This is a genomic window from Muricoccus radiodurans (assembly GCF_050154705.1).
Lineage (GTDB): Bacteria > Pseudomonadota > Alphaproteobacteria > Acetobacterales > Acetobacteraceae > Roseomonas > Roseomonas radiodurans.
This window is the reverse complement of sequence record NZ_CP189561.1, coordinates 5,243,374-5,264,084: the sequence shown is the minus strand read 5'-3', so window position 1 is coordinate 5,264,084 and position 20,711 is coordinate 5,243,374. Positions and strand designations below refer to the sequence as shown.

The window sequence follows — 20,711 nt, the reverse complement described above, 5'->3', positions numbered from 1 at the left end:
GCGCCATCCATGGCACCGCCCCCTGACGCCGCCGGCGCGCTGGACGCTCCGCTCCGCGACGACGGAGCGGCGCCCCGCAGCTTCGTCTTCTCGGCCACGTCCATCCGCTACGAGCACAGCGTGAACCTCCTCCACGGCGAGGACATCCTGCTGCACGTGAAGATCCGAAACCCGTCCGGGACCGGCGGGGGCAGCTGCGTGCTCGTCGTCAACGACCAGATCGGCGGCGCCTGGGGCCGCGAGATGACCCTGCCGGTCGAGCCGCGCGCGGAGGACGGGGCGGTCGTGGTCCGGCTGCGCGGCGGGCCGGAGGGCATGGCCGTCGAGGTGCCGGGGGCGGGAAACTTCCTCTTCCCCCGCGGCGGGAACGCGTTCGAGGTCGCGCACATCAGGCAGCCGCCAGGGATCACCCTGCTCCGGGAACCCGCTCCGGAGGCGACCGAACCTGCCCCGGAGGTGCCTGCCCCGCCACCGCCGGCCGCCGCTCCTCCGCCCCCCGCGGTGCCGGCGCCGTCCACCACCCAGATCGTCGGCTCCCTGGACAATGTGAGCGCGGCGACGATCAGCGGCTGGGCGCTGGACCGGTCCCGGCCAGGCGTGCCCGTGTCGGTGGACATCTTCGTGGACGACGTCCTCGCCGTTCGCGTCCTGGCCGACCGCTTCCGGGCCGATCTCCAGGCCGCGGGCCTCAACGACGGCCTCTGCGCCTTCGTGGTGCCTGCCCCGGCGAGCCTGGCCGACGGCCGGCCGCACACGGTGCGGCTGACGCCCACCAACGCCGGCGCCGAGCTGCGGAACTCGCCCAGGACCTATCTCTTCGAGGAAGTCGATCTTCCCCCACGGTCGGCGAAGGAGCCGGAGCGGGCGGGGCGCAGCGGCCACGCCAACAGCCTCCAGCCCCTGCTCGCCTTCGCCCGCCTGACCGGCCTCGAGGCCGGGACGGTGATGCGCGCGGCCCTCGCCGGGATGGAGCGGCCGGGCACGGAGCTGCCCGACCTGCCCCTCGACCTCCGGCGCTGCGGCGTGCTGCACGATGAGTTCGCCGGGGGCAGCATCACGGTCGCCGACATCTGGCTCGCCGCCGACGATCTGCTGCGGCTGCGGGTCAACGCGCCGCCGGCAGAAGGCGAACCCGACCGCCTGCGCTTCTTCCAGCCGCACCCGACCAGCGCGGGAGAGATCGAGGCGCTCGGGGAGCCGTCCCTCTCGCCGGAGGGGCTGTCCTTCCTCGATGTCACCCTCGCCAACCCCTTCATGCCCGTCCTCGTCGTGGCGCAGACCGGCGGGGGCGCGCTGCTGGGAACGACGATCCTCCCCTTCCCCTCGCTCTGCCGCGGCGGCGCGCATTATGGGGAGGCGCTCCTCCTCTCCGACGCGCCCGTCCCGATCGACGGGCTGCGGCGGCTCTCCGATGCGCTGATCCGGGAGATCATCGGCCCGGACGGGGCGCCGGCCCCCTACGCGATCGGCGCGGTGGAGGTGGATCTGCGCGGCGCGACCGGCGCGGAGCGCATCTTCGGCCCCTTCCTGCTGGACTGGATGGCCCGGTTCGCGGGGCTGCGCGTCACGCCGGGCGAGGCGCTGCCGGACATGGACCCGCGGCACCGCGCCGTGCTCGAGGCGGCGCTCGCGACCCCCTTCCGCGAGGGCGATGACGGGGCGGCACGGGAGCGCGCGGCGCGGGGCGAGGCCGTGCTGCGCCTGCCGCCGGACGCCATCCCGACGCTCGCGGCGCTGTTTCGCCGGCGCCACCTGACGACCGGCGGGATGGAAGGGCGGATCGCCTACATCACGGCGGATGCGCGGACCGGCCGCCCCACCTGGTCCGTCTCCCTGCCCGTTCCTTCCAGCGACCTCCTCGCGCTCCAGCCCCGCGACGCGCCGGACGAGTTCCCCCGGCTGCGCGGACCTGATGGCGCGGTCCTCGGCGGGGATGAGGTCTCACCTTTCGCGATCCGCTTCATCGCGAGGTCGCGCGACCATGACGCGGCCCTGCTGCGCCCCGTGGCGCCCGACAGCCTGGGCCCGATCCTGCGCAGCGCCGCCACCGGGGCGGACGTGTCGGTGCTGATCACCTCCCGCGTCGGCGTGGCGGGCGCCACCGCCTTCCTCGAATCCCTCGCGCTGCAGGGCGTCGAGGTTCCCCAGGTGCTCGTGGCCTCGCACCCCGCCGACTCCGGGCGCCTGCAGGCCCTCGCGCCGCGGCTCGACCGGCTCGTGCCCGGCCGGCACGGGGTAGTGACAGTTGAGACGGCCAGCCTGTCCGCGGAGATCAACGCCCTGGCCGAGGCGGTGACCGGCCGCTTCCTCCTGCTGGTGAACGAGCCGGTGGTGCTGCACGACACCCGGACGCTCGACACGCTGCTGGCTCTCCTGCAACCGCCCGACGTGGCCAGCGCGGCCTGCGTCCTCGTGCGGGAGGGAGTGTTCCGCAAGGGCAGCGCCGTGACCTTCCACGCCGGCGGCTACTACCCCAGCCACGTCTCGCTGCTCTCCGCGCCGCGCCTCATCCTGACGGAGCCGAACAGCGTGGAGGCGCTGCCCTTCAGCACCGTGCCGGTCGCCGCGAATTCCTTCCGGATGGTCCTGCTGCGCGCCTCCGCCTGGCGGGAACTCGGCGGGCTGGACGCGGCGCGCTTCCCCCACCACCACGCTGACATCGACTTCGGCCTGCGGGCCTGGCGCTTCGGCTACCGGCAGCTCTGCACGGCGACGGTGCGGGCCTCGAGCCTTGCGCGGCAGGCGGACCGCGACCACCTCGACCCGCTGGCACCGGCCGCCCTGCCGCCCTCGGACTGGTCGGGGTTCCTGGCCGCCTGCACGATCCTGCGGGAGTTGCGGGGATGAGGATTTGCGTCGTCATCCCGTCCGACGCCTACCTCTCCCAGGCCGGGGCGCGGATCCGCTACGGCCGCCTGCGGGCCTCCCTGACGGAGGAGGGCGCCGTGCTGGAGACGGAGACGATCGACCGGATCCGCCCGGAGCAGCTCCTCTCGCACGACGTCTTTCTGATCTCGAAATGCCATGACGCCCGGGCCGTGGTGGCCGCGCGGATGGCCTCCGCCACCGGCCGCTGCGTCGGCGTGGACCTCTTCGACGACTATTTCAGCCAGTCGCGCGACAGCCGCTTCGTCCATCTGCGGCGATGGCTGCGCAGCCTGGCCGGATCGCTCGACTTCGCCATCTGCTCGACGCCGCGCATGCGCGAGGTGGTGGAGTCGGTAATCCCCGGCCTGCCCTGCCACGTGATGAACGATCCCCGCGGCGCGCTCGACCTGCCCGCCATCGGCCGGCGCTGCGCCGCGAAGGCGGCGCGCGTGGCGGCCACCCGGTCCATCCGCCTCGGCTGGTTCGGCATCGGCGACAACCCGCATTTCGAGGTCGGGCTGACCGATCTCGTCGCCTATGCGGACGCGCTCCGCGCCATGCGGAATGCGGGCTACGACGTCCGCCTCTCGATCCTCACGAATGTCCGGGCCCTGACCGTCACCGCGCTGGAGGCGCTGCGCCGCCTTCCCGTCCCGCACCGGGTGGAGGAATGGAACGAGGCGCTGGAGGCCGAGCAGATCGCCGAGAGCGACGCCTGCTTCATCCCCGTGAACGGCCAGCCCTTCAGCGCCGCCAAGTCGCTGAACCGGGGCGTCTCGGTCCTGGTCGGGGGGGCGCAGCTCCTCTCGCGCGGGTACCCGCTCTACGACGCGCTCGGCGCCCTTGTGTACCGGGACCCCCTCATCCTGCTGCGGGACCTTGAGGCGGGCGTTCCGGCGCTGCGGCCGGAGACGCTGCCCGATCTCGCGCGGATCCTCGGGACCTGGGCCGATCCACGGCAGGAAGCCGCCAGCCTGCTGCGCTTCTTGCGGGATGTGACGGGGCGGCCCACCTCCGCGGGTGCAGAGGAAGATGCGGCGGCCGTCGTGATGCTGCACGGCCAGCGCAGCACGGCCGGGGCTCACAAGATCGCCCAGCGGTTCAAGCAGCTCTCGATCGCGACGCCGTTCAGCAGCCCGGGGCTCAACTACGACGCCGCCTTCGCCCTGGCCCCCGGGACCGAACGGCTGGACCTGCACCTGACCGAGCGCGCGTGGCGCCGGATGGCGCCCGGGGAGGCCGCGCGCGCGGTGCCCCTCGACTCTCCAGAAGGCGGCCTGACCCGAACGATCGCGGGCGCCTGCGCGGACGCTCCGCTGTCGCACCGGATCGCCGTTGTCCAGCGCAGCCGCTCCTACCCCGTGGCGGCCGCGCTGGCGCCCTCGGTCATGGCGGACCTCCAGGACCTCTCCGCCCGCCTCTGGCCCGGGGCGGAGATCCTCGTCTCGGAGCTGGACCCCGCCCTCGTCGGCACCGGGCCTGCGGACCGCTCCGCCCTCGCGCCGATGGAGGAACGGGCGCATGCCGCCTGAGCGCCGCGCGATCTTCCTGATCGATCTGCTGCAGGACGTGAACATCGTCCGGCCACTGATCCTTCTCGCGGGACTGCGCCTCCGCGTGCCGGTCGAGATCCTCACCTCGACCAAGTTCGCGGAGCGGGACATCCAGGGCATCTGGCGTGACGAGGTGAACGAAATCGCTGCCCGCGTGGGTGCGCCGGTCCACGTCTTCGCGGGCGAGTACGACGCCTTCCGCATCCTGCAGGGGAAGAGCGGGATCCTCGTGGCGGGAAGCGAGTCCGACCTGTCCGGCCACACCCCCAACCACAACGTCTTCCGTTCCGCGCCGGCCGGCTTCCTGCGGGTGGCGCTGCAGCACGGCTACGAGTGCATCGGCTTCCTGCAGAACCGCGAGCACAACCGGGCCCATGGCCGCGACATCGGCTTCGCGGCCGACGTGCTCTGCGGCTGGAGCGAGATCCCGGCCCTCGCCTCCACCCCGCTCGCGCATCGGTCGAAGCTTCTCGTGACCGGCCCGACCGCGGTGCTGCCGCTGCCCGACGGTGCCGGGTCTCCGGCCGATGCCGAGGCGCCCGCGGGCGGCCTCGTCTGCGAGAACCTTCACTCCGTCCGGCTGAACGCGAGCGGCGACTTCAAGGCGCCGTTCATGGACACCTTCTTCCGCTTCTGCGCCGCCCTGGCCGAGCGGGGGGAGGAGGTCACGCTGCGCCCGCATCCCGGGGGGCAGTACGTGCTCAAGAACAAGGTGCCCCTGCCGGACAACGTGCGGCTGGAGAACCGGCCGATCTACAAGGTGCCGCTCGCGCGCTTCGCCTATGGCATCTCGGCGCCCTCCTCCGTGCTGGTGGACATGATCCTCGCCGGCATCCCCGCCGCCGTCTGGCAGGACGGGGACGCGGTCATGGACGCGCGCAACTACGACGGGCTGACGGTGATCAGCGGGATGGAGGACTGGCTCGCCTTCCACCGGGACGTGGCGATCCGCCCGGAGATGATCCTGGACCGCCAGCGCGACCTCCTCGCCCGCGCCCGCCTGGTTACGGATCCGCAGGAGGTGGAGCGGCGCTTCCTCGGCCTCCTCTCCGGGTCGCTCGGAATCCGTGCTGCCGCGGAAACGGAGGCGCGGCCGCCGAAGCGCATCCTCTTCGTCGCGAACGGCAACATCCCGACCTTGCAGCTCTCCTTCCTCGTGCCCCTGGCGCCGCTGCGCGAGGCCGGGCGGCTCGACTGGGAGGTCTGGACCGAGGAGGGCTTCAAGGAGGAGTACGGTCAGGCCTCGCGCAGCGCGGCGACGGCGGAGGCGCTGCGGGCGCGCTTCGACGCGCTGGACCCCGATGTCGTGGTGTTCTGCCGCTACAGCGGGCCGCACGCGCCCGCTCTCGTCGCGCAGGCCCGGTCGCGGGGCCGGCCGGTCGTCTATCACGTGGACGACGACCTACTGAACATCCCGATCGAGATCGGCGAGCGCAAGTGGCGCTCCCACAACCATCCCAACCGGTTGGAGGCGGTGCGCCACCTGCTCGGCCACGCGGACCTCGTCTACTGCTCCACCCCGGCGCTGATGGCGCGCTTCCGCGGCCTGGGCTTCGACACGCCCATGGTCGCGGGACAGGTCTACTGCACCGGCCGCGTCATCGCCCCGGCCACGATCCGGCCTGTCCGCAGGGTCGGCTACATGGGCTTCGACCACAGCCACGACTTCCAGCTCGCGGTGCCCGCCCTCGTCCGCTACCTCCGCGCCCATCCCGAGGTGGAGTTCCAGCTCTTCGGCTCCATTCCCAAGCCGGAAGCCCTCGATGAGTTCGGGGAGCAGGTCACGCTGATCGAGCCGGTGCGGGACTACGATGCCTTCCTGCAGCGCCTTGCCTCGCTGGAGTGGGACATCGGCATCTGCCCGCTCGCCGACCTGCCCTTCAACGCCGTGAAGGCGGACACGAAATGGGTCGAGTACACCTCGGCCGGCGCCGCCGTTATCGCGACCGGCGGCACCATCTACGATCGCTGCTGCGCCGATGGCTGCGGCCGCCTCGCGAACGGGGAGGATGCGTGGCTCGCCGCGCTCGAAGACCTCACCGCCCATCCCGAGACGCGCCGGCGGATGGTCGAGCGGGCGCAGCGCCGGCTCGCGACGGAGTATTCCCGCGAGCGTCTTCGCGAGCAGATCCTCGGCGTGCTCTCCCGCGCGGAGCAGGACGCGCACCGGGACCTTCCGGCCGCCCGCGCGCTGCAGCCAGCGTCCTGACGGATGGCGAGACGGAGATTGAGGGAGGCTGCCGCGGGGGATAGGCTTCCCGGAAGGATGGGGCAGGCCGGCATGGCGCGGAACCTCTCCCCGGTGCGCGGGCGCCCGGGGGCGTGATGGACGGGGAGCGCGATCCTCGGCCCGAGGCCATCATCGTCGGGCACTCGCATGTCCTCGCGATGGGCGTGCCGAAGCAGCGCCCCGATGGTCCCCTGCTCGGCGCCGTTCAGGATGCGGGACCGGTCCGCCTGTCCGGCGCGATGGCCCCGGTCGCCGAGGAAGACCTTCCCGCCTTCTGGAACCGTCTGGCCGGCGAGGTGGCGGGACGGCACGTCGCCCTCTCCTGGCGGGGCAACCAGCACAACTCCGCCTTTCTCTTCCGCAGACCGCCGGAGTTCGACCTCGTGCTCGACACGTCCGACGCGGTGGACCGGGCCGAGGGCGCGACGCTGGTCCCGGTCGCCGTCGTGCAGGCCTTCTTCGCGCCGAGTCTCGACGGTCTCTCACCGGCCATCCGTGCCATGCGGGAGGCCGGAGCCCGATCCGTCACAATCCTCGGCACGCCGCCACCGAAGGGCGATGCGGAAAGGCTCCTCGCCCTGGTGCGGAAATCGCCCCACTTCCTCGCGAACGCGGACCGCCGGGGCGTGGATACGCGAGAGGACGGCGTCCTCACGCCGGCCGGGGTGCGCCGCCGGCTGTGGGCGGTGCTGCAGGGCATGATGCGGAACGCGGCCGAGGCGCAGGGCGCACATTTCCTGGCGGTTCCCGCCGCGGCGCAGGAAGCGGACGGCACCCTGCGGCACGACCTCTGGGCGGAGGACGTCACCCACGCCAACGCGGCCTACGGCGCCCTGATCCGGGCCGCGCTGGTGGAGTTCCTCCTGTCCGAACCCGCCGTGCCGGAGGGGCGACCCCATGCAGCACCCGTATAAGGCGCTTCCGGACCGTCACTTCTGGGGACGCAGCGTCAGCCGTGACTTCGCACCGGAGGCGTTGGTGGCCGGCTCAGCGCCGCTCGTCACGCGCGGGGAGGCGGTGATGTCCGCGGGAAGCTGCTTCGCCGCGAACATCGTGCCCTATCTCGAGCGCGCGGGCTTCGCCTATGTCCGGACCGAGCAGCCGCACCCCGCCTTCGCCAAGATCCATCGCGAGGCGCTCGGCTACCACAAGTTCTCGGCCGCCTACGGCAACCTCTACACGACGCGGCAGCTGCTCCAGCTCCTGCAGCGCGCGCGCGGCACCTTCCGGCCGGTCGAGGACCGCTGGCACGAGGACGGACAGGTCATCGACCCCTTCCGGCCCGGCCTCGCCTTCCCCGCCACCAGTGACGCCGAGTTCGACGCGCTGACGCGGCAGCATCTCGACCGCGTCCTCGCGGCGGTCGAGGCGGCGGACGTGTTCGTCTTCACCCTCGGCCTGACGGAGGCCTGGGTGTCCGGCATCGACGGCGCGGTCTTCCCTGCCTGCCCCGGCACGGTGCGGGGCCGCTTCAATCCGTCGCTGCACCGCTTCCAGAACTTCCGCGTGGCGGAGGTCGGGGCCGACCTGCTGGAGGCGATCCGCCTGCTGCGCGGGATCAGGCGGCGCCTCCGCGTGATCCTGACGGTCTCGCCGGTGCCGCTGGTCGCGACGGCGACGCCGGACCACGTGCTGCTCGCCACCACCTACAGCAAGTCCGTGCTGCGGGTCGCGGCCCAGGAGGCCACGGCGAGCCTTCCCGACATCACCTACTTCCCCGCCTATGAGATCGTGACGGGACCGCAGGCGCCGTGGGACTTCTTCGAGCCGGACCGGCGCGATCCCAGCCGCGCGGCGATCGATGCCGTGATGGGCGCCTTCCTGAGCGCCTGCCGCGGCGCCCGGGCCGCGCCCGCCCGTCCCGCCAAGGCCGCGCCCGCGGCGGCGCCTGAACCGGGCGCTCCACCGCCGACCTCGCTCGCGGACCTGGAATGCGAGGAGGCGGCGAGCGCCCGCTAGCGCCCTGGGCGGAAGCGTGCCGCCCGGCGGTGTTCCGGCCTAACCCTGCCTCAGCCGCAGGAAGTAGTCGCAGCGGCCGTTGTTCGCGCCCGCCAGGTTCAGCGCCACCGACGGCTCCGGTGCCTCCCCCCAGGGCAGCGTGGAGCGCTGCCGGAACACGCTCTCCCGCGTCACCGCGAATCCGGGCGCGCTCATCACCAGCATGAACTCGTTGCCGCCCCGGGGCGTCGCCACCACCCCGATCTCGTCGGCGCAGACGGCCGGTGCGCCGCGCCGCAGCTCCGCCAGGCCGGCGTGCCGCACCGGCGGCGCGGAGGGGATCTGGAGCAGCAGCACCGTCCCCTGCGGGATGGGCGCGCGGATCGGGATCTCGTCCATGGGAGAGACCGGCGGGTTGCCCGCGCAGGCCGCCAGGGCCGTCGCGCCACCGAGCACCCCCGCGCGCAGGAAGCGGCGCATCGAACCCTCCTCTCTGATCCTGGGGCGAACGTCGCGCGGAAGCGAAGGCTGCGGCAAGCGGACGCGGCGCGAAGCCCGCCGACACCCTTGCGCGACCGGCCGCCACGCAGCAGGTAGGACGGCCACCGGATCGGGACTCGCTGATGTCCGCCGCCACCACCGGCCTGCCGCCCTATGACGCGGGCAACATCTTCGCCCGCATCCTGCGCGGGGAAATCCCCTGCAAGCGGGTGCACGAGACGCCGCACGCCCTCGCCTTCCACGACATCAACCCGCAGGCGCCGGTCCACGTGCTCGTGATCCCGAAGGGCCCCTACGTCTCCCTTGCCGACTTCAGCGCGAATGCCTCGGACGCGGAGATCGGCGGCTTCTGGCGGGCGGTCGGGCAGGTCGCCCGCGACCTCGGGCTCGAGTCGCGCGGCTACCGCGTCCTCTCCAACATGGGGCCGGAGGGCGGGCAGGAGGTGCCGCATTTCCACGTCCACCTCTTCGGCGGGCGCCGCCTGGGGCGGATGGTGCCCGCCGCCCCATGAGGGGCTGACGGGATGCCGGGATCCGATGCCAGGGCCGCGCTGGAGGCCGCCGGAATCCTGCCGGACGAGGAGCTCGACCTCGCGGCCGTCGCATTGCAATTCGCCCGCATCGACGCGCCGGAGGCCGATTGGCGGGCCGCAGGGGCGGCGATCTCCGCCATCGTGCGCGACGTGCTGGCCGAGCCGGACCCCGAAACCTCCGAGGCGCGCCGGGCCCTCATCGCCGCCGTCATCCACGATCACCACGGCTATCACGGCGATGCCGATCAGTACGACGCGCCGGAGAACGCGAACCTCATCCGGGTGACAGAGCGCAAGCGGGGCCTGCCCGTCACCCTCGGCGTGCTGTGGCTGCACGCGGCCGCGGCGGCGGGCTGGGGCGCGCGGGGCCTCGACTTCCCCGGGCACTTCCTTCTCTCGCTGGACGGCATCCGCGGGCCGACCGTCGTGGACCCCTTCAACGACGGCGCCGCGCTGTCCGCCCCCGACCTGCGCGCCCTGGTGAAGCGGGTGGAGGGTCCGGACGCGGAGCTGCGCCCCGGCCTGCTGGTGCCGATGAGCCGCCGCGCCGTGCTGCTGCGCGTCCAGACGAACATCCGCCTGCGCCGCCTGCGGGACGGCGACCTGGCCGGGGCGCTCGCCTGCACAATGGACATGCTGCGCTTGGCCCCCGACGCCGCGCCGCTGTGGCGGGAGGCGGCACTGATGGAGGCGCGCCTCGGCCTTCTCTCCGCCGCCATCGCGACGATGGAGCGCTTCCTCGCCCTCGTGCCGGAGGGAGAGGCCGCAGTCCGCGCCCGCGAGCTGGTGGATGAGTGGCGCTCCCGGCTGAACTGACGCCCGGCTGAACGGACCCGCGGGGAGGCCCCGCGGATGGCCGCGCCTCAGGCGACGCCGGCGCGGAGCAGGTCGTGGATGTGGAGGATGCCGATCGGGCGGTCCTCCTCGACCACGAAGAGGACCGTGATCTTCATCCGGTTCATCATCGCCAGCGCCTCGTTCGCCGTCAGGCCCGGCTCGATCACGAGCGGCGTGCGCGTCATCACGTCGGCGACCGGCGTGGTGGCCAGGTCCCGCCCGAGCGCGCGGCGCAGGTCGCCATCCGTCACTAGGCCGACGATCCGCCCGGCCGCGTCCACCACCCCCGTGGTGCCGAAGCGGCGGGACGTCATCTCGATCACCGCGTCGTGCATCGTCGCGCCGTCCCGCACCAGCGGGATCTCGTCCCGGTGCATGAGGTCCGAGACGGGCCGGATCTGCGCCCCCAGCTTGCCGCCGGGGTGGTAGTTCCGGAAATCCGCCGAGGAGAAGCCGCGGGCGCGCAGCAGCGCCATCGCGAACGCATCACCCAGCGCGAGCTGCATCGTCGTGGAGGAGGTGGGCGCGAGGCCGTTCGGGCAGGCCTCCTCCACCACCGGCAGGACGAGGGCGACGTCGGCCGTGCGGCCGAGCGTGCTGTCGGCGCGCGAGGTGATGGCGATCAGCGGGATGCCGAAGCGGCGCGTGTAGCCGACGATGTCGGACAATTCCCGGGTCTCGCCGGACCAGGAGAGGGCGAGGACGGCGTCCGCCGGCATGATCGCGCCGAGGTCGCCGTGGCTCGCCTCCCCGGGATGCACGAAGAGGGAGGGCGTGCCGGTGGAGGAGAGGGTCGCCGCGATCTTCCGCGCGATGTGGCCCGACTTGCCCATCCCCGTGAGGATGACCCGCCCCTCCCGCCCCAGCACGAGGCTGACGGCGCGCGAGAAGGGCGAGCCCATCCCCTCCGCCAGCGACGTCCGCAGCCTCTCCAACGCCGCAATCTCGACCGTGAGGGTGCGGTCGGCCTCCTCGACGTGGGCGTCCGCCTTCACGGGCATCTCGGCAGCAATCATCAGTCCCTCACTCATCCCGGCCGCTCACGGCCGCACGTCCCATTCCACGATCCGCCAGGCGCCCCCCGCGTGCTCGAGGCGGCAGGCCGCGCCAGTGCGCACCTTCCCTTCCCCGTTGCTCGGCCGCCCCTCGATCAGCCGCCGGACGATGCGCAGGATGCCGTTGCTGGTGACGGCCAGCAGCGGCCCCGCTCCCGCCGACGCCTCGTCCAGGAAGCCGGCGATGCGCGCGGTCACCGCCGCCTCGTCCTCGCCCCAGCCGGCCCCGGCGGGCCATTCCAGGCGCTTCTCCCAGCTCTCCAGCGCGGCGGCGCCGAAGCGGGCCGTCACCTCCGGGCCGTCCAGCCCCTCCCAGGCGCCGTAGTCCAGTTCCCGCAGCCTGTCGTCAATGGTGACCATCCCGCCGAGCGCCCCGGCGAGGATCCCGGCGGCCTCCCGCGTCCGGCGCAGCGGCCCGGTCAGGATGCGGGCGGGCGCGAAGCCCTCGGCCCGCAGCGCGGCGGCCAGCCTCTCGGCCTGGCGGCGACCTTCCTCGACCAGCGGCAGGTCGGTGCGGGCACCGACCCAGACCGCGCGCTCCCCCGGGGCGAAGGTGTTGCCGTGGCGGGCGAGGACGATCACGCCCGCGCGCTCCCGGTCCCGTCCCAGCGGTCCAGCAGCTCGCCCTCGGCCTCGATCAGCGCCTCGCAGCGGCGGAGGTCGTCCTCGGAATCGACGCCCCAGTGGGTGCGGCCGCGGTAATCCACCTCCACGACCCGGATCGGGATGCCGTGCTCCAGCGCGCGGAGCTGCTCGAGGCTCTCGGCCCGCTCCAGCGGCCCCATGGGCAGCGCCACCAGCGCCTCCAGCGTCTCGGGCCGGTAGCCGTAGAGCCCGATGTGGCGCAGCACCGGCACGTCCTCCGCGCCTGACCGTCGGAAGGGGATGATGCTCTTCGAGAAGTAGAGGGCGTCGCCGTTCCGCGCCGTGACGACGGTGGTGCCGCCCACCTCGCCGGCCGCCTTGGCGGCGGTGAGCCGGGCCAGCGCCTCGGCAGACATGCGCGCGGCCGGGGTCACCATCCGCACCGCGGGATCGCGGCCCGCCTCCAGCAGCGCGGCGACAACCCAGGGGGGCGTCAGCACGGCGTCGCCCTGAAGGTTCACGACGAGGTCCGGCCGGGTCCCCAGGCGCGCCAGCACGGCCGCGGCGCGCTCGGTGCCGTTGCAGATCGCCGGGTCCGTCATGACCGCCTCCGCCCCGAGGCCGGCCGCGAAGGCGGCGATCCGGTCGTCGTCCGTCGCGATCACCACCCGCCCCTCCCCGCCCCTCGACGCGGCGGCGGCCCGGGCGAGGGCCCAGACCCGCTGCAGCATCGGCACGCCGCGGACGGGCGCGAGCGGTTTCCCGGGAAAGCGCGTGGACCCCCAGCGCGCGGGAATGACGACCAGGGCGTTCACGGAGTGCGGGGACCTCTCTTCGGGAGCGGGGCGAAGAAACCATGCATCCGTCCTGCCGGGGAAGCGGCCGGAACCAGAGACGGCCGGCTGCGGCGGCGCATCCAGCTCCGCCCCGATCGCGGAGACGGGTCGGGTGCGCGCTGGCGTAGCCCCCTCTAGCGCGGGTCGGGCCGCCCTGGCCTTGACTGCGAATGATAATCTTGCGCGTTACGGCCCCGCCTTCCCGGATGGACTTTCATGACTCGCCGCCCGTGCCTGCCCTTCCCTGTCGCCGCCCCGCCCTCGGCCGGGCGCGTGCCCAGCGCCGGGCAGGTGGCCCAGGGGTCCCGGTCCGCGCGCCCCGACCCTATGCCTCGACCGATGCGGCCGACCGCCGGGGGACCGCTCCGTTGAGCCTCGCCCTGGCCGAGGGCGCGGAGGCCGGGTACCGCCGGCTCCTGCTTCGCCGCGCGGCGCTGCTCGCGTCCCTGGTCGCCGGCCTGCTGGCGGCCTTTCTGCTGGACGTGGCCACCGGTCCGGCGCGGCTTCCGCTGGCCACCGTGGTGGACGCGCTGCTCGCCGGGCGCGGCGCCGCCGGACCGCTCTCCGTCATCGTCTGGGAGGTGCGGCTGCCCTACGCGGTGATGGCGGTGCTCGTCGGCGCCGCCCTCGCCCTGGCGGGGGCGGAGATGCAGACGGTGCTCGACAACCCGCTGGCCAGCCCCTTCACGCTCGGCGTCTCCTCCGCCGCCTCCCTCGGCGCGGCGCTGGCGATCGTGGCGGGCAGCGGGGTTCCCTGGGTGCCGTCGGACTGGCTGGTGCCGGCGAATGCCTTCGTCTTCGCCCTGCTCGCCATGGCGCTGCTCCAGGGTCTGGCGCGGCTGCGCGGGGCGGGGGTGCAGTCCCTCGTGCTCTTCGGCATCGCCCTCGTCTTCGCGTTCAACGCCCTTGTCGCCCTCATGCAGTTCGTGGCGACGGAGCAGGCGCTGCAGCAGCTCGTCTTCTGGACCATGGGCAGCCTCGCGCGGGCGACCTGGGACAAGATCGCGATCCTCGCCGCCGCGCTCGCCCTGGCCATTCCCTTCTCCGCCCGCGCGGCCTGGCGACTGACGGCGCTCCGCCTGGGCGAGGACCGGGCCCGCTCCTTCGGCGTGGACACGGTGGCGACGCGGCGCGGGGCGCTGCTGCGGGTGAGTCTCCTGGCCGGCGTCTCCGTCGCCTTCGTCGGGACGATCGGCTTCGTCGGCCTCGTCGGCCCGCACGCCGCGCGGCTGCTGGTGGGGGAGGATCATCGCTACTTCCTGCCGGCCTCCGCCCTCTGCGGCGCGCTGCTGCTCTCGCTCGCCTCGGTGGTGGGGAAGCTCGTGGTGCCGGGGCTGCTGGTGCCGATCGGGATCGTGACCGCGCTGGTCGGCGTGCCCGTCTTCCTGGCGCTCGTCATGGGCCGGGGGCGCGTGGCGTGACGGAACCGCTTCGCGTCGGAGGGTTGCGGGTCGCCTATGGCCGCCGCGTCGTGGTGGAGGGACTGGACCTCGCCCCGCTGGAGCCTGGCACCCTCACCGCCCTCGTCGGGCCGAACGCCGCGGGCAAGTCCACCCTGCTGCGCGGCATCGCCGGGCTGGTGCCGGGCACGCGGGGCCAGGTGCGATTGGGCGAGCGGGACCTGCTCGCCCTCTCCATCCCGGAGCGGGCCAAGCACCTTGCCTACATGCCCCAGGGCCTGCCCGGCGGTGTCGCGCTGACGGTCATGGAGACCCTGGTCGGCGCGCTGCGGGCCGTGCCGACACCGCTGGCGCCGGACGGCCGCGCCGCCGCGGCGCGGGCGCTGGAGATGCTGCGGCGGCTGGAGATCGAGAGCCTCGCCCTGCTCGGCCTCGACCGGCTCTCCGGCGGGCAGCGGCAACTCGTGGCCCTTGCCCAGGCGCTGGCCCGGGAGCCGTCGGTGGTGCTGCTGGACGAGCCGACGAGCGCGCTCGATCTGCGGCACCAGCTCTCGGTGATGGAGCTGGTGCAGCGGACCGTGCGGGAGCGGGGGCTGATCGGGATGGTCGTGCTGCACGACCTCAGCCTGGCGTCGCGCTTCGCGGACCGGGTGGTCGCGCTGCATGCCGGCGCCGTGCAGGCGGACGGCCCGGCGGACGCGGTGCTCACGCCCGACCTGCTCGCCCGGGTCTATGGCGTGGGTGCCCGGGTGGAGCGCTGCTCCCGCGGCACGCTGCTCGTCCTGGCGGACGCACCGCTGCGGGCCGGCGCGAACTGATCCGCCCCCGCGCCCAGGACAGATCGTGGGGTCGGGGGCACGTCTTCCCCCAACGGAGGGTCTGGGAGGCGGCGCCTTCCGGTGCACAGACGCAAATCGATCTCTCGCAGTTGCGTTGCACTCTCAATTGGCGGTATCCCGACCCCATCGCCACAGGGAAAGCACCCCCTTGCCCGCCCTCCTCGACCATGCGCGCCGCGCCCTGGCCGGTCTTCTGCTCGGCACCGCCGCCCTTTCCGCCCCGGCCGCGCTGGCCCAGGACGCGCCGATCCGGATGGAACTGAACCGGCTGGAGGCGCGCGAGGGTGCCTGCCGGGTCTGGCTTCTCCTGAACAATGGCGGGGCCGCGATCGACCCGGTGCGGCTGGACCTCGTGCTCTTCGGGCCGGATGGAGTCGCCGCGCGGCGCCTGGCGGTGGATGTCGGGCCGCTCGCGGCGGGCCGCTCCGGCGTGCGGACCTTCGACGTGACGGGCCTCGCCTGCGACGGCGTCGGCTCGCTGCTGCTGAACGACCTGCTGGCCTGCGGCGGCTCCGACGCCGCAGCGCGCGAGGCCTGCGCCAACCGGGCCCAGCCCGGCTCCCGCGTCCCGAACGTCCGTTTCGAGAAGTAGGCCATGGACCCGACCGCAGCCCCGCACCACGACCTCTCGGCCCTCGGCCTGTTCCTGCAGGCCGATCCCATCGTGAAGGGGGTGATGCTCTCCCTCGTCCTCGCCTCCCTCGCCTCCTGGACGATCATCATCGAGAAATTCTTCACGCTGCGGCGGCTGCGGCGGGAGGTCTCCGCCCTCGCCGCGGCCGGCGAGGGGAACGGCGCCCCCACGGAGGACGGGCTGGCGGCCGCGGCGCTGCGCGCCGGCATGGCCGAGTGGCGCGACGGGCGCGACCCGGCGGAGACGGTCGGCGAGCACCGCCACCGGATCGAGGGCGCGATCCGCGACGCCGCGGGGGGCGCCCTTCACCGCGCCTCGGCCGGGTTGCAGATCCTCTCCACCACCGGCTCCGTCGCCCCCTTCGTCGGGCTGTTCGGCACGGTCTGGGGCATCATGAACTCCTTCTCCGGCATCGCCCGGAGCAACGACACCTCGCTCGCGGTCGTGGCGCCGGGCATCGCGGAGGCGCTCTTCGCCACCGCCATCGGCCTCGTCGCCGCGATCCCGGCCGTGATGGCCTACAACCGCCTCTCCTCCTCCTTCGCCGCCCGCCGGCGCGCGGCGAACGAGGCCGCCTCCCGCCTCGCCCGCCGCCTCGCCCGCCGCCGGCCGGAGATCGCCTCCGGCCTGCGCGCGGCCGCGGAGTAGCCCGGGATGGCCATGGGCGCGCCGGGCAGCGCGGATGACGAGGAAGGCGGCGGCTTCAGCGACATCAACGTCACCCCGCTGGTGGACGTGATGCTCGTGCTGCTGATCGTCTTCATGGTCGCGGCGCCGATGATGATGGTGGGCGTGCCCGTGCAGCTGCCGCGCACCGCCGCGGCGCGCGTGGCGCAGACCGCGCCACCGATCGTCGTCAGCGTCGCGCGCGATGGCGCCGTCTTCGTGCGGCGGGACCCCGTGCCGGAGGCCGAGCTGGCCAACCGCCTGCGCGCCCTGCGCCAGGCCGAGGGCGGCGAGGCCCCCGTCTATGTGCGCGGCGACCGCGCCGTGCCCTATGGCGAGGTGATGCGGGTGATGGGCCGTGTTTCCCAGGCCGGGATCGGCCGCGTCTCCCTCATCGCCGAGGCCGAGCCGGGGGCGCCGCCCGCCGCGGGGCGGTAAGGCATGCCGGACGGCTCCCTCTGGCGCCCGCCGGCCGAGGTTCCGGCCCCGGCGCGCGACATCTCCCGCCGGCCGGTGCTCCTGGCCGGCACGGCCTCGATCATCGTCCACGCGGCGGCGCTGGCCGCGCTGCTCTGGTTCGCCCCGGCCGCGCAGCAGCGCCCCGCGGAGATGGCGGAGGTGGAGACGATGCCCGCGGCCGAGGTCGCGGCTCCCTCCGCGGCCCCGGCCGACTCCGCCCAGACGAACGCGCCCGAGGCCGCCACGGCCAACGCCGCCCCGGAACAGGCGGCCACGACCGCGCCGCCCGAGACAGCGCCACCCCCGCCACCCGAGACGGTGACCCGGACCGAGCCCCCTCCCCTCTCGCCGCCACCGCCGCCCGAGGCGGTGCGTCAGCCGCCGCCGGAAACGGTCACGCGCGCCCAGCCACCGCCGCCCGTCGCCGCGGCGCGGCCGGAGCCCGCCCTACCCCCGCCGCCAGAGGCGCCGGCCCCGGAACAGGACCTGGATCGCGTGCAGGCCGCGCCGCCGGACCTGACGGCCGCGGCCGAGCCGCTGCCGCTCCCGCCTCCGGAAGCGCCGCCCGTCACGGTCGCCGAAGCGCCGCCGCCCGCGACGCCCGCGCCGCCGGAGACGGTCGCGTCCGAGATTCCCCCACCCCCGCCGCCAGCGCCGCCTCCCCCCCCCGCGCCGCCCCCGCCGCCCCGCCCGGCCCCGCCGCGCCCCGCACCGCCTCGTCCGGCGCCCGTGCGCGCGGCCCCGCCGGCCGCCGAGGGCCCGGTGTCTCCCGCCGCTCCAGCCGCACCGGCAGCGCCGGCCACCCCCGCGGCCCCGGCCGCACAGGGCCCGTCGGGCGGGCCACCCGTCGCCGCCTCGAACGCGGTGCCGGGCTGGCAGAGCGCGCTGCTCGGCCGGCTCCAGCGCGCCCTCCGGTACCCGGACGGCGCCCGTGGCCGGCGGGAGCAGGGCGTGGCCACCGTGACCATCACCCTCGACCGGGGTGGCCGCGTGCTGAACGCCGCGATCGCCCGCTCCTCGGGCTATCCGGAGCTGGACGCGGAGACCCTCGCCCTCGTCCGGCGGGCGGAGCCGCTCCCGGCACCGCCGGCGGAGCTCCCAGGGGCCACCATCACCATCACCGTGCCGGTGCGGTTCACGCTGCGGTAAAGGCCGGGGGGAAGTATCCCCCCGGGCCCCCTTCTTTTTGTCAGGCTGCCGCGGACCGGTTCGTCGGCGGGGTCGCGGGTGGCTGAGCGACCCCCTCGCCCGGGCTTGACCGCCGGCCTCTCGCGCAACCGGCTATCCTTCGCGCGGAACGGCTGGAGGGAAGGTCATGCAGTCCACGCGGCGCCTCGTGCTCGCATCCGCGGGCCTCGCCGCCCTCGCGCCGCGCCGGCTTGTCGCGCAGGCGCCGCCCCCGCCGCTGGTACGCGCGGAAGGGCTGCACCAGGTCACGCCCCATGTCTGGGTCATCCCGGACAACGGCGTGCCGCTGGTGCCGAATGTCGGCTTCGTCGTCGGGGACCGGGCGGCGCTGGTCGTGGACACCGGCCTGGGCGCCCGCAACGGCGCGGCGGTCGCGGCCGTGGCGGCGCGGCTGGCGGGATCGAAGCCGATCTTCCTCGTCACCACCCATGTCCACCCCGAGCACGACCTCGGCGCCCACGCCTTTCCCGAGGCGACGACGCTGCTCCGCTCCCGCGACCAGCTGCGCGACATCGAGGAGTTCGGCCTGAGCCTCGCCCGCGTCTTCGCCGCGCGATCCCCGATCAACGCGGAGTTGCTGGACGGCGCGCAGTTCCGCCCGGCGACGACCGTCTTCGAGTCGGAGCACGAGTTCGACCTCGGCGGCGTGCGGGCGCGGATCATGGCGCTGGGCGCGAACCATACGGGCGGCGACACGGGAATCTGGGTGGAGCCGGACCGCGTGCTCTTCTCCGGCGACGTCGCGATGGCACCGCAGCCCGCCTTCGCCAGCCCCCATTCCAGCCTTCGCCACTGGCTGACGAGCCTCGACCGGCTGGAGGCGCTGCGGCCCGGGCTGATCGTGCCGAGCCATGGGCCGACCGGCGATGCGGGCCTCATCGCGGGCTACCGCGCCTACCTCACCGAGGTGCGGGACCGCACCGCCGCCGAGAAGCGCGCCGGGCGGGACGCGGACGCCGCCGTCGCGACCGTGACGGCGGCGATGGCGCGCTACCCCGACCGCGGCCGGCTGGAGGGCGCGATCCGCAAGGCCTTCGCGGAAGCGTCCTGAAAGCGCGTCAGGCCGACCGCACAAGCGTGCCGCCGCGAACAGGCGCGGCGCCCACCCGTGAGGCGTGACGAGGCCGTGCGCGGAGACGGCGATGCCGTCATGCGCCTCTTTCCGCTCCAGATCCTGCAAGATGAAACGATGGCGCGACCATCGTGACGCGTGGGGGTGGGCGTGCGGGACCCGGACGCGACAGAGCGTCGGCTAATCCTGCTGCACCGAGACGGCGTCCGCCGCCTCCCCCGCAAGACCCTGCGCCCGCGCAGGAGGATGGATGACATGACCTCGATCACCTTCGACTCCGCCCTGCACCACGATGCCGCGCGGTCCCACGGCAAGGGCGTCCTCGCCGCGCTCCGCGGGATGATGAGCGGCCTCGCCGGCCGGCGGCAGCTCGGCCTCCACCACCGCGCCACGCTGGACCTCGACAACCACCTGCGCGCCGATATCGGCCTGCCGGAGGTGATGGACGTCCCGCGGATCCGGGCCAGCGTGCTGGTCGGCTGGTGACGGGCCGGCGCTCCCGGCGCCGCATCGGACGGGCGTGAACGGCAGGTCCGCCGCGGCCTGCCGGATCGCCGCATCACGCGCCGGATCGGCGCCGAGAGCTTCATGCTTCGACATCTTCTCCTGCCCGCGCTCGCGCTGCTGGCCGCGTCCTGCCACGCGGAGACCCGGCCGGCCCGGCAGCTTCCGCAGGGCCAGCCGCTCTGCATCGGCCGCTATGACCTGGCGGTGCCGCAGGGTGCCCGGCCGGTCGCGCGCGGCCAGACGATCCGGCACCTCCGGCTGCGCGCGGACCCCGTGCCGCCAGGCACCACGCTGGACGCCGCCGTCGCGGTCGCGTCCCGCCCCGGCCTCGGCAGCGCGGAGAAGGCGGCCGGCGGGCGGCGGACGGCGATCGGCCCCGACACGGCGCTGCTGACCCGCGACTGGGTGGACGGCATCCCCGTGACCGACACGGCCGCGGTGCGCCTCCTGCCCGGCCTCGTCCTCACCGCCCAGGGCCAGCACGACGAGCCGGCGGGGGTCGGAGCGCAGCGGGAGACGGCCATCGCGCTCGTCGCCTCCGCCGTGCCGCTGGGCGACCCGGAGGCGCATCGCGGCTTCTGCATCGACGGCGCCGCGATCGGCCTGCCCTTCCGCTGGCAGGAGGAGGCGAGCGCCGGCTTCGCCCCCCCGGGCGGCGGCCATCTGAGCATCCAGGTCAGCACCATCGGCGACCGGCCGGGCCGGGGGTTGCTGGATGGCGCGGGCGGCACGCTCGGGCGGATGGCGGCCATGGGGGTGGGGACCCGCACGGTCCGGTCCGGGCGGCGCGTGCTCGCCGGCCATGCGGGGGAGGAGCTCGTGATCGCCCGCACCGGCCGCAACGAGGCGCTGCTGCAATGGCTCTTCGTCGGGGAGCCCCGCTCCGGCACCGCGCCGCGGATCGAGATCCGGCTGGAGGCGCGCGATGTCCAGGACCTCGACGCGCTGCTGGCGGAGTGGGACGCGATGCTCGGCTCGCTCCGCCGTCGCGCGGACTGATCCCGCTACGC

The 20,711-nt window shown here is 74.4% G+C and carries 20 protein-coding genes; 16 read left to right on the top strand and 4 right to left on the bottom strand.

Translation table 11 applies throughout. The features are described from left to right. The first annotated feature begins 9 nt into the window (after positions 1 to 9). The 5 genes from ACP6CK_RS24450 (at position 10) to ACP6CK_RS24430 (ending at position 8,610) form a co-directional block, all read left to right on the top strand. The gene (locus ACP6CK_RS24450) at positions 10 to 2,847 is read left to right on the top strand and encodes a hypothetical protein (RefSeq protein ID WP_426955935.1); all 2,838 of its coding nucleotides are present in this window, start codon (positions 10 to 12) and stop codon (positions 2,845 to 2,847) included. After that, complete coding sequence (locus tag ACP6CK_RS24445; RefSeq protein ID WP_426955934.1) at positions 2,844 to 4,400, top strand: hypothetical protein; 1,557 nt, start codon at positions 2,844 to 2,846, stop codon at positions 4,398 to 4,400. Before ACP6CK_RS24450 ends, ACP6CK_RS24445 begins: the two co-directional genes overlap by 4 nt. Beyond that, positions 4,390 to 6,630, top strand: coding sequence for a glycosyltransferase (locus ACP6CK_RS24440; protein WP_426955933.1), 2,241 nt, complete (start codon positions 4,390 to 4,392; stop codon positions 6,628 to 6,630). Before ACP6CK_RS24445 ends, ACP6CK_RS24440 begins: the two co-directional genes overlap by 11 nt. Positions 6,631 to 6,746: 116 nt before the next feature. Continuing rightward, a complete protein-coding gene (locus tag ACP6CK_RS24435; protein WP_426955932.1) occupies positions 6,747 to 7,565 on the top strand; it encodes a hypothetical protein in 819 nt (272 codons plus the stop codon). After that, the gene (locus tag ACP6CK_RS24430; RefSeq protein ID WP_426955931.1) at positions 7,549 to 8,610 is read left to right on the top strand and encodes a GSCFA domain-containing protein; all 1,062 of its coding nucleotides are present in this window, start codon (positions 7,549 to 7,551) and stop codon (positions 8,608 to 8,610) included. Before ACP6CK_RS24435 ends, ACP6CK_RS24430 begins: the two co-directional genes overlap by 17 nt. Before the next feature lie 39 nt (positions 8,611 to 8,649). Here ACP6CK_RS24430 and ACP6CK_RS24425 read toward each other — a convergent pair whose 3' ends face one another. Then, positions 8,650 to 9,069 carry a hypothetical protein gene (locus ACP6CK_RS24425; RefSeq protein ID WP_426955930.1) on the bottom strand — a complete coding sequence of 140 codons (420 nt, stop codon included), beginning with the start codon at positions 9,067 to 9,069 and terminating at the stop codon, positions 8,650 to 8,652. A gap of 143 nt (positions 9,070 to 9,212) precedes the next feature. Here ACP6CK_RS24425 and ACP6CK_RS24420 point away from each other — a divergent pair, with 143 nt between their 5' ends. Both ACP6CK_RS24420 and ACP6CK_RS24415 read left to right on the top strand, forming a co-directional pair. Then, positions 9,213 to 9,602 carry a histidine triad nucleotide-binding protein gene (locus tag ACP6CK_RS24420; protein WP_426955929.1) on the top strand — a complete coding sequence of 130 codons (390 nt, stop codon included), beginning with the start codon at positions 9,213 to 9,215 and terminating at the stop codon, positions 9,600 to 9,602. A 12-nt stretch (positions 9,603 to 9,614) separates the two neighbouring features. Further along, positions 9,615 to 10,439 carry a SirB1 family protein gene (locus ACP6CK_RS24415; RefSeq protein ID WP_426955928.1) on the top strand — a complete coding sequence of 275 codons (825 nt, stop codon included), beginning with the start codon at positions 9,615 to 9,617 and terminating at the stop codon, positions 10,437 to 10,439. 47 nt (positions 10,440 to 10,486) lie between these two features. Here the strand turns inward: ACP6CK_RS24415 and ACP6CK_RS24410 are convergent, their stop codons facing one another. Genes ACP6CK_RS24410 through ACP6CK_RS24400 form a run of 3 tightly spaced genes read right to left on the bottom strand, consistent with a single transcriptional unit; the run spans position 10,487 to position 12,915 of the window. Continuing rightward, complete coding sequence (locus tag ACP6CK_RS24410) at positions 10,487 to 11,491, bottom strand: KpsF/GutQ family sugar-phosphate isomerase (protein WP_426955927.1); 1,005 nt, start codon at positions 11,489 to 11,491, stop codon at positions 10,487 to 10,489. Positions 11,492 to 11,500: 9 nt separating this feature from the next. Continuing rightward, positions 11,501 to 12,097: a histidine phosphatase family protein gene (locus tag ACP6CK_RS24405; protein WP_426955926.1), complete on the bottom strand. Its 597-nt coding sequence runs from the start codon at positions 12,095 to 12,097 to the stop codon at positions 11,501 to 11,503. Then, on the bottom strand, positions 12,094 to 12,915 hold the full coding sequence (locus ACP6CK_RS24400) for a 3-deoxy-manno-octulosonate cytidylyltransferase (protein ID WP_426955925.1): 822 nt from the start codon (positions 12,913 to 12,915) through the stop codon (positions 12,094 to 12,096). Before ACP6CK_RS24400 ends, ACP6CK_RS24405 begins: the two co-directional genes overlap by 4 nt. 389 nt (positions 12,916 to 13,304) lie before the next feature. Here ACP6CK_RS24400 and ACP6CK_RS24395 point away from each other — a divergent pair, with 389 nt between their 5' ends. From ACP6CK_RS24395 to ACP6CK_RS24355, 9 genes are all read left to right on the top strand, one after another. Beyond that, positions 13,305 to 14,357 (top strand): FecCD family ABC transporter permease, encoded by a 1,053-nt coding sequence (locus ACP6CK_RS24395; protein WP_426955924.1) that lies wholly within the window; start codon positions 13,305 to 13,307, stop codon positions 14,355 to 14,357. Next, positions 14,354 to 15,154, top strand: coding sequence for an ABC transporter ATP-binding protein (locus ACP6CK_RS24390; protein WP_426955923.1), 801 nt, complete (start codon positions 14,354 to 14,356; stop codon positions 15,152 to 15,154). Before ACP6CK_RS24395 ends, ACP6CK_RS24390 begins: the two co-directional genes overlap by 4 nt. A gap of 169 nt (positions 15,155 to 15,323) precedes the next feature. Next, the gene (locus ACP6CK_RS24385) at positions 15,324 to 15,767 is read left to right on the top strand and encodes a Tat pathway signal protein (RefSeq protein WP_426955922.1); all 444 of its coding nucleotides are present in this window, start codon (positions 15,324 to 15,326) and stop codon (positions 15,765 to 15,767) included. Positions 15,768 to 15,770: 3 nt separating this feature from the next. Next, complete coding sequence (locus tag ACP6CK_RS24380; RefSeq protein ID WP_426955921.1) at positions 15,771 to 16,457, top strand: MotA/TolQ/ExbB proton channel family protein; 687 nt, start codon at positions 15,771 to 15,773, stop codon at positions 16,455 to 16,457. Positions 16,458 to 16,463: 6 nt separating this feature from the next. Then, complete coding sequence (locus ACP6CK_RS24375) at positions 16,464 to 16,913, top strand: ExbD/TolR family protein (RefSeq protein ID WP_426955920.1); 450 nt, start codon at positions 16,464 to 16,466, stop codon at positions 16,911 to 16,913. A gap of 3 nt (positions 16,914 to 16,916) precedes the next feature. Continuing rightward, positions 16,917 to 18,083, top strand: a complete 1,167-nt coding sequence (locus tag ACP6CK_RS24370; protein ID WP_426955919.1) for an energy transducer TonB family protein — start codon at positions 16,917 to 16,919, stop codon at positions 18,081 to 18,083. Between the two features lie 166 nt (positions 18,084 to 18,249). After that, complete coding sequence (locus ACP6CK_RS24365) at positions 18,250 to 19,173, top strand: MBL fold metallo-hydrolase (protein ID WP_426955918.1); 924 nt, start codon at positions 18,250 to 18,252, stop codon at positions 19,171 to 19,173. Between the two features lie 276 nt (positions 19,174 to 19,449). Further along, the gene (locus ACP6CK_RS24360; protein ID WP_426955917.1) at positions 19,450 to 19,680 is read left to right on the top strand and encodes a hypothetical protein; all 231 of its coding nucleotides are present in this window, start codon (positions 19,450 to 19,452) and stop codon (positions 19,678 to 19,680) included. A gap of 102 nt (positions 19,681 to 19,782) precedes the next feature. Beyond that, entirely contained in the window at positions 19,783 to 20,700 is a 918-nt protein-coding gene (locus ACP6CK_RS24355; protein ID WP_426955916.1) for a T6SS immunity protein Tli4 family protein, read from the top strand. The last annotated feature ends 11 nt before the right edge of the window (positions 20,701 to 20,711 follow it).